Consider the following 10719-nt stretch of genomic DNA (forward strand, 5'->3'; position numbering starts at 1 on the left):
CGGATCATGGAGCGGCGAGCGCTGGGCGTTGCCTATGCTGTGGCCGTATAGCAGCTAGACCTTCCGCGCAGTGCCGGCGCCATTGCCACGGCGAACAATGCGCGTCCATTCCCTCGACCGATCAGGAGTTTCCGATGGCCACTCAACGCGCCCAGGTCGCAATCATTGGCGCCGGCCCCTCAGGCCTGCTGCTGGGTCAGCTGCTGCACAAGGCCGGGATCGAAGCCATCATCCTCGAGCGCCAGACCGGCGACTATGTGCTGGGCCGCATCCGCGCCGGCATCCTCGAGCAGGTGACGATCGACCTGGTGGATGAGGCCGGCGTGGGTGCGCGCATGCACCGCGAGGGCCTGGTGCATGACGGCTTCGACATGCTGTTCGACGGCCAGCGCCACCGCGTGGACCTGGCGGGCCTGACCGGCGGTCAGCATGTGATGGTCTACGGCCAGACCGAGCTGACGCGCGACCTGATGGAAGCCCGCGCCGCCGCGGGCCTCACCACGGTGTACGAAGCGCGCGACGTGGCGGTGCACGACTTCGACACCGCCCACCCGCGCGTGACCTACACCAAGGACGGCGTCGCGCACGAGATCCACTGCGACTTCATCGCCGGCTGCGACGGCTTCCACGGCGTGTGCCGCGCCAGCGTGCCGCGCAGCGCGATCACCGAGTACGAGAAGGTCTACCCCTTCGGCTGGCTGGGCCTGCTGTCCGACACACCGCCGGTGCACCATGAGCTGATCTACATCGCCACGCCGCGCGGCTTCAGCCTGTGCTCGCAGCGCAGCACCACGCGCAGCCGCTACTACCTGCAGGTGCCGCTGACCGACAAGATCGAGGAGTGGACCGACGAGGCCTTCTGGCAGGAGTTGCGCCTGCGCCTGGACGAGGAGGGGCGCGACAAGCTGGTCACCGGGCCATCGATCGAGAAGAGCATCGCCCCGCTGCGCAGCTTCGTCACCGAGCCGCTGCGCTTTGGCCGCCTGTTCCTGGCGGGTGACGCCGGCCACATCGTGCCGCCCACCGGCGCCAAGGGCCTGAACCTGGCGGCCACCGATGTGAAATACCTCAGCAGCGCGCTGATCGAGCACTACGCCGAGCGCAGCGACGCCGGCATCGACCACTACTCGCAGCGCTGCCTGCGCCGCATCTGGCGTGCCGAGCGCTTCAGCTGGTGGTTCACGCAGCTGATGCACCGCTTCCCGGACGAGGGCCCGATCGAGGCCAAGCTCAAGAGTGCCGAACTCGACTACCTGATGCACTCGGCCAACGGCCTGAAGACCATCGCCGAGAACTATGTCGGCCTGCCGCTGGACTTTGGTGGCTGATCGGCCAGTGCGCGCAGCGCGTCGGCATTGAGCAGCTCGATGCGGCCATAGCCGCGGCGCAGCCAGCCGCGGGCCTCGAAGTCGCCCAGGGTCTCGCTGACGGTCTGGCGCGTCAGCGCCAGCATCGCGCCCAGCTGTTCCTGGTTCAGCGCCAGCTCGCGCTGCACCACACCCGGGGCCAGCATGCCGTGCCCCTCGGCCAGCGCCAGCAGGCGCAGCGCGATGCGCTGCGGCGCCGGCAGGGCCGCGATCTGCTCCAGGCCGGCCAGCAGCGCGCGCGACTTCTCGGCCAGCAGCCGACCCAGGTGACGCCACCACAGCGGATCGTCCGCCAGCAAGGCCTGCAGCGCCGCCTGCGGCACCTGCAGCAGGCGGCATTCGCCGCGGGCGCTGACATCGTGGGTGCGCGCGCCACCGTCGATCACCGCGATCTCGCCGAACCAGTGCGGCGCGCCCAGCACCTGCAGCAGCAGGTCGCGCCCGGCGGCGTCCACCGCGCCGATGCGCACGGCGCCATCCAGCACCGCATACAGGCCGTCGCAGGCATCGCCGCGCCGGAACAGCGTGTCACCCGCGCCCAGCGTCACGCAGCGCGCCTCGGCCAGCAGGGCGCGCTGGGCGGGCTCGCCCAGGTCGGCAAACCAGCGGCCGGCCCGCAGCGGGGTCAGCCAGTCATCGGTCGGGGTTTGTCCTGAGCGGGGCATCGTGGGAATTGTCGGCTGCCCGATAGTCGCCGGGCCGCCTCAGGCCGAATACTGCGCCCCCAGCGTCCCCGAGGTGCCACCATGAAAACCCTGAACGAACAGCTGATCCAGTACGCCCGCTACCACCGCGACCCGCGCAACATCGCCACCCACTTCGTGGGCATCCCGATGATCACGTTCGCGATCGCGGTGCTGCTGTCGCGTCCCGCCTGGGGCGCGCTGTCGCCTGCGCTGGCGCTGGCGGCGGCCTTTTCGGTGTACTACCTGCGCCTGGACGGGCGCTACGGCGTGGCGATGACGGCGTTGCTGGCACTGGCGCTCTGGGGCGCCCAGGGGCTGGCCGCGGGCAGCACCGCCAGCTGGCTGGCCTGGGGCATCGGCCTGTTCATCGTCGGCTGGGTCTTCCAGTTCGTCGGCCACTGGTGGGAAGGCCGCAAGCCGGCCTTCGTGGATGATCTGGTCGGCCTGGTGATCGGGCCGCTGTTCGTGGCGGCCGAGGCGGGATTCCGGCTGGGCTGGCGCCGCGAGGTGGCGCAGGCGATCGATGCCGCGGCCGGCCCGGTGGCCCGTCGGGATCCGCAGGCCCTGGCGCCGCAGGCCCGCGGATGAGCCGCCTGCGCTGGCACGACTTCGACGCGGCCCTGACCGGGCTGGCAGCGCTGCCGCGCTCGTCGCTTCCGGCCGTGGTCGAAGGCCGTACCCTGGCCCAGGCGCTGCTGCACTGCGCGCAGGGCATCGAGTACTCGATGCAGGGCTTCCCGCAGCCCAAGCCGCGCTGGTTCCAGCTCAGCGTAGGTGCGCTGGCCTTCGCGGTGTTCCGGCGGCGTGGCTGGATGTCGCACGACCGCCGTGCGCCGGTGCCCGGCGAGCCCCCGCCGCCCGACCATGCCGACGAGGCCCAGGCCCTGGCCCGGCTGCACTCGGCGATCGCGGCCTTCCGCGCCTGGCCCGGGCCCTGGTCACCGCATTTCGCCTACGGCGCACTCGACCGCGCCGGTCACGAGCAGGCCCACGCGATGCACCTGGCCGACCACCTGCAGGCCTTCCTGGCCGAGTGACTTTGGTCTGGGTGCGATGATCGGGTGATGAACCCGATGCAGCCCGTTCCCCTGTCGATGCTGGATCTGGTCGCGGTGCGCGATGGGCGCAGCGTGGCTGATGCGCTGGCCGTGGCCCGGCAGACCGCCCTGCATGCCGAGCGGCTGGGCTTCACCCGCTACTGGCTGGCCGAACACCACAACATGGCGGGCATCGCCAGCTCCGCCACCGCGGTGCTGGTGGGCCACATCGCCGGCGCCACGCGGCGCATCCGCGTCGGCTCGGGCGGGGTGATGCTGCCCAACCACGCGCCGCTGGTGGTGGCCGAGGCGTTTGGCACGCTGGCCGAGCTCTACCCCGGGCGGATCGACCTGGGCCTGGGCCGCGCGCCCGGCACCGACCGCGAGACCATGCGCGCGCTGCGCCGCGACCGGGTTGAATCAGAGCAGGACTTCCCGCGCGACGTGGCCGCGCTGCAGCAACTGCTGGACGACCCCGCCCCAGGCCAGCGCGTGTTGGCCATGCCCGGCGCCGGCACGCGCGTGCCAATCTGGCTGCTCGGCTCCAGCCTGTTCTCGGCCCAGCTGGCGGCCGAGCGCGGTCTGCCCTATGCCTTTGCCTCGCACTTCGCGCCGCGGCTGCTGCTGCAGGCGCTGGACCTGTACCGCCGGCTGTTCCGCCCCAGCGCCGAACTGGCCCAGCCGAAGGTGATCATCGGCGTGCCACTGGTGGCGGCCCCCACCGACGACGAGGCGCAGTTCCTGGCCAGCAGCGTCTACCAGCGGGTGCTGGGCATCCTGCGCAACGACCGCCAGCGCCTGCAGCCGCCGCAGGCCGGGTTCGTCGAGTCACTGTCGCCCGCGGAGCGCGCCGGCATCGCCGACTTCCTGGGCTGCGCCGTGGTGGGCGGGCCCGACACCGTGCGCCAGGGCTTCGCCGCCCTGCTCGAGGCCACCCGCGCCGACGAGCTGATGCTGGTCTGCGACGTCTACGAGCCCGAGTTGCGCTGGCGTTCGCTGGACATCGCGGCTCAGGCGATGGCGACGCTGGGCTGACGACCGCCCGCCGTCTGCAGCAGCGCGGCGCAGTCCTCGGCCGACAGCGGCCGGCTGTGCAGGTAGCCCTGGAACAGACCGCAGCCCAGTTCGGCCAGGCACTGGCGCTGCTCGGTGGTTTCAACGAACTCGGCCAGCACCCGCACGCCCAGCGCGCGCCCCAGCTGGGCGATGCTGCGCACGATGTCGGCGTCGCTGCGGCTGCTGACGATGTCGCGGGTGATCGAGCCGTCGATCTTGATCGTGTGCACCGGGATGCGGCGCAGTTGCAGCAGCGACGAATAGCCCATGCCGAAGTCATCCATCGACAGGCGCACGCCGGTCTGCGCCAGCGCCTGCAGCGTCTCGTCGACCTCGCGCAGCGCAGGCACCGCGTGTGTTTCGGTCAGCTCCAGCTCCAGCTCCTCGGCGCGCAGGCCGTGGCGCTGCAGCGCCGCACCGATGCGCTGGGCGAGGCGGCGGTCGCGCAACTGGGTGGGCGAGAGGTTCACCGCCATCACCACCGGCGGCAGTCCCTGGCGGTTCCAGCGGGCCTTGCAGGCCAGCGCGGTGTCCAGCGCCCAGTCGCCCAGGGCGTCGATCAGCCCACCCTGCTCAGCCAGAGCGACCACTGCGCCTGGGGCGATCGGGCCATGGCGCGGGTGATGCCAGCGCAGCAGGGCCTCGACGCCGACGCAGTGGCCTGCGGTATCGACCTGCGGCTGGTAGTGCTGCACCAGCGCGCCGCGCTCCAGGGCCTGGCGCAGGTCGGCCAGCAGTTCGCGTGCGCTGCCGCCCACGTTGTCCTGCCGGCGCAGCGGCGGCACGGTGCCGGCGGTCGTGTCCAGCAGCGCGGCCACCGTGGCGTCCAGGGTCTGCCTGTCCAGGGCTTCGCGGCGGCGTTCCCAGCGGCTGACCAGTGGCCAGTACAGCGCGGTCGACAGCGCCAGCAGCAGCGCCTGGAAGGCCGCGCCCCGCCAGGAACCGGTGATCAGCCAGCCGGAAATCAACGGCGGCGTGGTCCAGGGTACCGAACGGGCATCGCTGATCGCCAGCGCCAGCCAGCCGTGGTCAAAGGCGACCAGGGTCAGCACCGCCATCAGCACCGGCACGCCGATGAAGGCGGGCAGGAAGTGGCGGTTCAGGGCCAGGGGCAGGCCGAAGATCAGGGTCTCGTTGATGTTGAAGCTGCCCGGCAGCAGCGACAGCCAGGCCAGTCGCCGGGTGGCCCCGGGGCGGCTGTTGAACAGCATCGCCAGCATCAGGCCGAAGGTGGCGCCGCTGCCGCCCATCAGCACGAAGCTGTCGAACACCGGCCGCCACATCCGGCCCGGCAGTGGCGGGCCGCCGGTGGGTGCGAACAGCGTGGCGGTGTCCATGTCCAGCAGATGCCCCCCGGGAATGCCGACGCTCCAGGCGAGTTGATTGAGCAGCACCGCGGTCAGTGTCAGCCACTGCTGGGGGTTGCTGCGCGCGTGGAGCCAGGCGAGTGCCGGGTCGACCCACTGGCCGTCCGGGCGCAGCAGCGGTGCCAGCAGCCAGGCGGCGCCCATCAGCACCAGGCTGCTCAACACCGCCGCCGGCGTGATGCGCAGCGCATGGAAGAACTGGCCATCGCTGCCGAAGGGCAGCCCGCGGGGCCACAGCCAGTGCCAGGCGCCGCAGCGCTGCAGCAGCTCCGCCGTGGCCACGCCCACCAGCATGCCCTGCACCAGGTTGTCCAGCACCGGCGGCTGGCCTGGGTGGAGCATGCGGCCGCACAGCAGGTAGTTCGCCATCGACAGGGTGCCCACGGCCAGCGCCGGCAGGTGCTGGTCCAGCGCGCGCGGCGGCGGCAGCAGACGCGTCAGCCGCACCGCCACCAGGGCCGACAGGGCCAGACCGAAGACGCCCAGGGTCGAGCGCTCGACCGCCTTCAGCGCATGCGCCCAGTCCGGCCCGAACCAGGACTGGGTCAGGTCCCGGTAGGGCGCCCAGGGAAAGTGGTACAGCAGCACCGCGCCGATGCCCAGCGCCGTCAGCGGCAACAGCATCACGAAGCTGTCGCGCACGGCGAGCAGCCACAGGCGTGCGCGGTCGATCATGGCCGCCGATGCTACGCCGCCGCGCGACGCACCTGCAGCACCTTGAGCGCGCGCTGCGGATCGACGTCGGCGAAGGCCGCGGGGTTGGGCAGGCGCGCAACCACTTCCATCGTCGGCGCGGCTTCAGCCAGGGTCTGGCGCAGGACCTCCTCACCCAGTTTGGGCGAGTTCAGGCACAGCAGGGCCTCGCCGCCGGGCGCCAGCAGCTCAGGCAGGCGGCGCAGCAGGCGCGCCCAGTCCTTGTCGGCGACGAAGCTGCCCTTCTGGTGGCTGGGCGGGTCCATCACCACCAGGTCATACGGGCCGTGGCGGGTGATGCGGCCCCAGGAGTTGAAGATGTCGTGCGGCAGGAAGGCCGCGCCCTGGTCCAGGCCGTTGAGCAGGTGGTTGCGCTTGGCGATGGCCAGCGCGCCGCGGGCCATGTCGTAGTTGTCCACCCGGGCGGCGCCGCCGCGCAGGGCCGCCACCGAGAAGGCGCCGGTGTAGGCGAACAGGTTCAGCACCCGCGCGCCGGGATGCGCCGCCGCCCATTCGCGCACCCAGCGGTGGCCCTCGGCCATGTCCAGGAACAGGCCGTGGTTCTGGCCGCGCAGCAGGTGCACGCCGAAGCGGGCGCCGTTCAGCATGACGACATGCGGCTCGGGGATCTGGCCGGCCATCAGACGGTTGTCGGCGCGCATCTCGTCGCGCTGCTGGAACACCCAGTTCAGCGGCTGGCCGGGCGCCAGCTCGGCCCAGCGCGCGGCCAGTGCGGCGCCGATCGCCGCCAGGTCGGCCTCGCTGGCGGGCGCAAAGCTGGTGAGCAGCCAGACCGGGTCATACCAGTCCAGCGTCCAGGCCTCGCAGCCCGGGTGCAGGCCGCCGCGGCCGTGGAAGACCCGCGCCGCCTCGGTGGGCAGGGTCATCTGGCGCAGGGTGGTCAGCAGGGCGTGCATGGGCAGGTCAGCGTGTGGGTGTGGCCGCGACCATACCCCGGCTCAGAGCAGTCCCCGCTCGGCGAAGCTCACCACCTGGCCGGTGCCCACCACCAGGTGGTCCAGCACCCGCACGTCCACCAGGGCCAGCGCGCTCTTGAGCGCCTGGGTCAGGTACTCGTCGGCGCGTGAGGGCTCGGCCAGGCCGCTGGGGTGGTTGTGGGCCAGGATCACCGCGCCGGCATTCAGCGCCAGCGCCTCCTTGACCACCTCGCGCGGGTAGACGCTGGTCTGCGTGAGGGTGCCCTGGAACAGCTCGCGCCACTCGATCAGCCGGTGCTGGCCATCCAGGAACAGCACGCCGAAGACCTCGCGCCGCTGGCCGCCCAGCTTCAGCGCGACGAAGTCCTTGACCTTGGTCGGGGCGTCGAACACCGGTTCCGCGCGGATCTGCTGCGCCAGCGCGCGCCGCGCCATCTCCATCACCGCGGCCAGTTCGGCCCGCTTGGCCGGCCCCAGGCCCTTGACCTGGCCGAAATCCGCCGGCGTGCCGTGCAGCAGGCCGCCAAAGCCGCCAAAGCGTTCCAGCAGGCTGCCCGCCAGCGCCAGCACACCCTGGCCCGGCAGGCCGGTGCGCAGCAGCAGGGCCAGCAGTTCGGCGTCGGCCAGCGCGGCCGGCCCGCGGGCCAGCAGCTTCTCGCGCGGCCGCAACTCGGCCGGCAGATCCTTGATCGTCATGCCCGTCTCCCTGAGATTCAGGCGCCCATGCGTGGGGCGACCCGTAAAATCAGCGCCCAGACTACCAGTTTTCCCACCGTGAACACCATCCAGCAAGGGTCCTTCCTGACCCTGCACTACCGCCTTGCGGGCCCCGACGGCGCCGACGTGGTCACCACGTTCCACGACAAGCCGGCCACGCTGACGCTGGGCGCCGGCCAGCTGTCGCCGGCCTTTGAGGCGCGCCTGATCGGGCTGCAGGAGGGCGCACGCCAGGCCTTCACGCTGGCGGCGGGCGAGGCCTTCGGCCCGCGCAACCCCGATATGGTGCAGCGTCTGAAGCGCCAGGTCCTGAACGAGATGGGCGACCCCGAGGCCGAGTACCACGTGGGTGATGTGGTCGAGTTCCCCACCCCCGACAACACCGGCCGCTTCGCCGGTGTGGTGCGGGCCGTGGGCGAGGGCTGGGTCGAGTTCGATTTCAACCACCCGCTGGCCGGCCAGGCCGTGACCTTCGAGGTCCAGGTGATCGGGGTGCTGTGATGGGCGAGATCCTGCTGGCTGAACCGCGTGGCTTCTGTGCCGGGGTGGACCGGGCGATCGAGATCGTCGAGCGCGCGCTCACGCTGTACGGCGCGCCGATCTATGTGCGCCACGAGATCGTCCACAACACCTACGTGGTCAACGACCTGAAGGCCAAGGGCGCGATCTTCATCGAGGAGCTCTCGGAGGTGCCGGCCGGTGCCACGCTGATCTTCTCGGCGCATGGCGTCAGCAAGGCGGTGCAGGCCGAGGCCGAGGCCCGGGGCTTTCGCATCTTCGACGCCACCTGCCCGCTGGTCACCAAGGTCCACGTGGAAGTGGCCAAGCTCTCGAAGGAGGGCTACGAGTTCATCATGGTCGGCCACAAGGGCCACCCCGAGGTGGAAGGCACGATGGGCCAGCTGCATGAGGGCATCTACCTGGTCGAGGACGAGGCCGATGTGGCCACCGTGCCGGTGAAGAACCCCGACCGCCTGGCGGTGGTCACCCAGACCACGCTGAGCGTGGACGATGCCGCGGCCATCCACGCCGCGGTGAAGGCGCGCTTCCCGAACGTGCGCGAACCCAAGAAGCAGGACATCTGCTACGCCACCCAGAACCGCCAGGACGCGATCAAGGTGCTGGCCCCGGCGGTGGATGTGGTGATCGTGGTGGGCAGCCCCACCAGCTCGAACAGCAACCGCCTGCGCGAGCTGGCCGAGCGCCTGGGCACGCCGGCCTACATGGTCGACGCCGCCGACGACCTGCAGCCTGCCTGGCTGGACGGCCGCCCGCGCGTGGGCCTGACGGCTGGCGCCAGCGCGCCCGACGTGCTGGTGCAGCAGGTGATCGCCCGCCTGAAGGCGCTGGGCGCCACCGGTGTGCGCAAGATGACGGGCGTTGAGGAGACGATCCAGTTTCCGCTGCCCAAGGGCCTGGGCGACAAGTCGATGGCGGCCTTCGCGGCCGAGCGATCCGGGCGCTCCGAGGCCTGATCCTGCCGCCCGCCGACGCGCTGCGCCGGCCCCGATTCGAATTCGCGAAGAGAGACTTCCATGCTCGACATCACCCAGCTGCGCCGTGACCTGAACGCGGTCGTGGCCAAGCTTGAGACCCGCAAGACCCCGCAGCCCTTCCTGGACGTGCCGCGCTTTGGCGCACTGGAAGCCGAGCGCAAGACGCTGCAGACCCGCACCGAGGAGCTGCAGGCGCAGCGCAATGCGCTGAGCAAGCAGATTGGCCAGCTCAAGGGCAAAGCCGCCAAGGGCGAAGACACGGCCGCCCAGGTCGAGGCGCTGATGGCCCAGGTGGCCGGCATCGCCGACGAGATGACGGCCGGCGCCACGCGCCTGGACGCGCTGCAGGCCGAGCTGCAGGGCCTGCTGCTGGGTGTCCCCAACCTGCCCGACGACAGCGTGCCGGTGGGCCCGGACGAGACGGCCAACCAGGAGGTGCGCCGCTGGGGCACACCCGGCACCTATGCCTTCCCGGTCAAGGACCACGTGGACCTGGGCGCGCCGCTGGGCCTGGACTTCGAGGCCGGCGTCAAGCTGGCCGGCGCGCGCTTCTCGCTGATGCGCGGCCCGGTGGCGCGTCTGCACCGCGCGCTCGCCCAGTTCATGCTGGACACCCACACCCAGCGCCACGGCTACACCGAGTGCTACACGCCCTACATGGTCAACGCCGCCGCCATGCGCGGCACCGGCCAGCTGCCCAAGTTCGAGCAGGACCTGTTCCATGTCACCTCGGGCGACGGCGACGAGGCCGGCAACAAGTGGTACCTGATCCCCACCTCGGAGGTCACGCTGACCAACACCGTGGCCGACAGCATCCTCAGCGCTGACCAGTTGCCGATCAAGCTGACCGGCCACACGCCCTGCTTCCGCTCGGAAGCGGGCAGCGCCGGACGCGACACCCGCGGCATGATCCGCCAGCACCAGTTCGACAAGGTCGAGATGGTGCAGATCACCACCCCTGACCAGAGCTTCGCCGCGCTCGACCAGATGGTCGGCCACGCCGAGGCCATCCTGCAGGGGCTGGAGCTGCCCTACCGCGTGGTGCTGCTGTGCACCGGTGACATGGGCTTCGGGGCCGTGAAGACCTTCGACCTGGAGGTCTGGCTGCCGGCGCAGAACACCTACCGCGAGATCAGCTCGTGCAGCAACATGGGGGCCTTCCAGGCCCGCCGCATGCAGGCGCGCTTCAAGAACGCCCAGGGCAAGACCGAGCTGGTCCACACCCTCAATGGTTCGGGCCTGGCGGTGGGCCGTGCGCTGGTGGCGGTGCTGGAGAACCATCAGCAGGCCGACGGCCGCATCCGCGTGCCGGCCGCGCTGCGCCCCTACCTGGGCGGCGACGAGTTCATCGGAGCCTGAGCG

Annotated in this window: 11 protein-coding genes; 7 read left to right on the forward strand and 4 right to left on the reverse strand. The window is 71.3% G+C overall.

What is annotated here, in order from left to right:
* Nucleotides 1-134 precede the first annotated feature (134 nt).
* The gene (gene pobA, locus KAK03_RS17090) at nt 135-1328 is read left to right on the forward strand and encodes a 4-hydroxybenzoate 3-monooxygenase (RefSeq protein WP_210855579.1); all 1194 of its coding nucleotides are present in this window, start codon (nt 135-137) and stop codon (nt 1326-1328) included.
* On the opposite strand, the gene KAK03_RS17095 is transcribed toward pobA, so the two are convergent.
* Nucleotides 1295-2032, reverse strand: a complete 738-nt coding sequence (locus KAK03_RS17095) for a Crp/Fnr family transcriptional regulator (protein ID WP_210855581.1) — start codon at nt 2030-2032, stop codon at nt 1295-1297. The genes pobA and KAK03_RS17095 overlap by 34 nt on opposite strands.
* A gap of 81 nt (nt 2033-2113) precedes the next feature.
* On the opposite strand from KAK03_RS17095, the gene KAK03_RS17100 reads away from it, so the two are divergent.
* From KAK03_RS17100 to KAK03_RS17110, 3 genes are read left to right on the forward strand one after another with little or no spacing between them, the layout of a single operon-like run.
* Complete coding sequence (locus KAK03_RS17100; protein WP_210855583.1) at nt 2114-2641, forward strand: Mpo1 family 2-hydroxy fatty acid dioxygenase; 528 nt, start codon at nt 2114-2116, stop codon at nt 2639-2641.
* Nucleotides 2638-3090 carry a DUF1569 domain-containing protein gene (locus tag KAK03_RS17105; RefSeq protein WP_210855585.1) on the forward strand — a complete coding sequence of 151 codons (453 nt, stop codon included), beginning with the start codon at nt 2638-2640 and terminating at the stop codon, nt 3088-3090. The genes KAK03_RS17100 and KAK03_RS17105 overlap by 4 nt, the downstream gene beginning before the upstream one ends.
* A 27-nt stretch (nt 3091-3117) precedes the next feature.
* On the forward strand, nt 3118-4125 hold the full coding sequence (locus KAK03_RS17110) for an LLM class flavin-dependent oxidoreductase (protein WP_210855588.1): 1008 nt from the start codon (nt 3118-3120) through the stop codon (nt 4123-4125).
* Here KAK03_RS17110 and KAK03_RS17115 read toward each other — a convergent pair.
* The 3 genes from KAK03_RS17115 to radC are packed head-to-tail and all read right to left on the reverse strand — an operon-like array spanning nt 4101 to nt 7840.
* Complete coding sequence (locus KAK03_RS17115; protein WP_210855590.1) at nt 4101-6188, reverse strand: EAL domain-containing protein; 2088 nt, start codon at nt 6186-6188, stop codon at nt 4101-4103. The two genes, KAK03_RS17110 and KAK03_RS17115, sit on opposite strands and share 25 nt — an antisense overlap.
* An 11-nt stretch (nt 6189-6199) precedes the next feature.
* Nucleotides 6200-7123, reverse strand: a complete 924-nt coding sequence (locus KAK03_RS17120) for a class I SAM-dependent methyltransferase (RefSeq protein WP_210855592.1) — start codon at nt 7121-7123, stop codon at nt 6200-6202.
* Between the two features lie 42 nt (nt 7124-7165).
* On the reverse strand, nt 7166-7840 hold the full coding sequence (gene radC, locus KAK03_RS17125; protein WP_210855594.1) for a RadC family protein: 675 nt from the start codon (nt 7838-7840) through the stop codon (nt 7166-7168).
* Between the two features lie 27 nt (nt 7841-7867).
* Between radC and KAK03_RS17130 the strand changes: the two genes are divergently transcribed.
* Genes KAK03_RS17130 through serS form a run of 3 tightly spaced genes read left to right on the forward strand, consistent with a single transcriptional unit; the run spans nt 7868 to nt 10716 of the window.
* Nucleotides 7868-8362, forward strand: coding sequence for an FKBP-type peptidyl-prolyl cis-trans isomerase (locus tag KAK03_RS17130; RefSeq protein WP_210855596.1), 495 nt, complete (start codon nt 7868-7870; stop codon nt 8360-8362).
* Nucleotides 8362-9336 carry a 4-hydroxy-3-methylbut-2-enyl diphosphate reductase gene (ispH, locus tag KAK03_RS17135; RefSeq protein WP_210855597.1) on the forward strand — a complete coding sequence of 325 codons (975 nt, stop codon included), beginning with the start codon at nt 8362-8364 and terminating at the stop codon, nt 9334-9336. The genes KAK03_RS17130 and ispH overlap by 1 nt, the downstream gene beginning before the upstream one ends.
* A gap of 60 nt (nt 9337-9396) precedes the next feature.
* The gene (gene serS / locus KAK03_RS17140; RefSeq protein WP_210855599.1) at nt 9397-10716 is read left to right on the forward strand and encodes a serine--tRNA ligase; all 1320 of its coding nucleotides are present in this window, start codon (nt 9397-9399) and stop codon (nt 10714-10716) included.
* Nucleotides 10717-10719: the final 3 nt, after the last annotated feature.

It is taken from the genome of Ideonella alba (assembly GCF_018069845.1).
In the GTDB taxonomy this organism is placed as follows: Bacteria; Pseudomonadota; Gammaproteobacteria; order Burkholderiales; family Burkholderiaceae_C; genus Ideonella; species Ideonella alba.

What these genes read in the sequence shown, in the direction of transcription:
- KAK03_RS17120 (WP_210855592.1), bottom strand. Translation starts at nt 7,123, where the DNA reads ATGCACGCCCTGCTGACCACCCTGCGCCAGATGACCCTGCCCACCGAG.
- radC (WP_210855594.1), bottom strand. Translation starts at nt 7,840, where the DNA reads ATGACGATCAAGGATCTGCCGGCCGAGTTGCGGCCGCGCGAGAAGCTG.
- KAK03_RS17110 (WP_210855588.1), top strand. Translation starts at nt 3,118, where the DNA reads ATGAACCCGATGCAGCCCGTTCCCCTGTCGATGCTGGATCTGGTCGCG.
- KAK03_RS17115 (WP_210855590.1), bottom strand. Translation starts at nt 6,188, where the DNA reads ATGATCGACCGCGCACGCCTGTGGCTGCTCGCCGTGCGCGACAGCTTC.
- KAK03_RS17095 (WP_210855581.1), bottom strand. Translation starts at nt 2,032, where the DNA reads ATGCCCCGCTCAGGACAAACCCCGACCGATGACTGGCTGACCCCGCTG.
- ispH (WP_210855597.1), top strand. Translation starts at nt 8,362, where the DNA reads ATGGGCGAGATCCTGCTGGCTGAACCGCGTGGCTTCTGTGCCGGGGTG.
- pobA (WP_210855579.1), top strand. Translation starts at nt 135, where the DNA reads ATGGCCACTCAACGCGCCCAGGTCGCAATCATTGGCGCCGGCCCCTCA.
- KAK03_RS17130 (WP_210855596.1), top strand. Translation starts at nt 7,868, where the DNA reads ATGCGTGGGGCGACCCGTAAAATCAGCGCCCAGACTACCAGTTTTCCC.
- KAK03_RS17105 (WP_210855585.1), top strand. Translation starts at nt 2,638, where the DNA reads ATGAGCCGCCTGCGCTGGCACGACTTCGACGCGGCCCTGACCGGGCTG.
- serS (WP_210855599.1), top strand. Translation starts at nt 9,397, where the DNA reads ATGCTCGACATCACCCAGCTGCGCCGTGACCTGAACGCGGTCGTGGCC.
- KAK03_RS17100 (WP_210855583.1), top strand. Translation starts at nt 2,114, where the DNA reads ATGAAAACCCTGAACGAACAGCTGATCCAGTACGCCCGCTACCACCGC.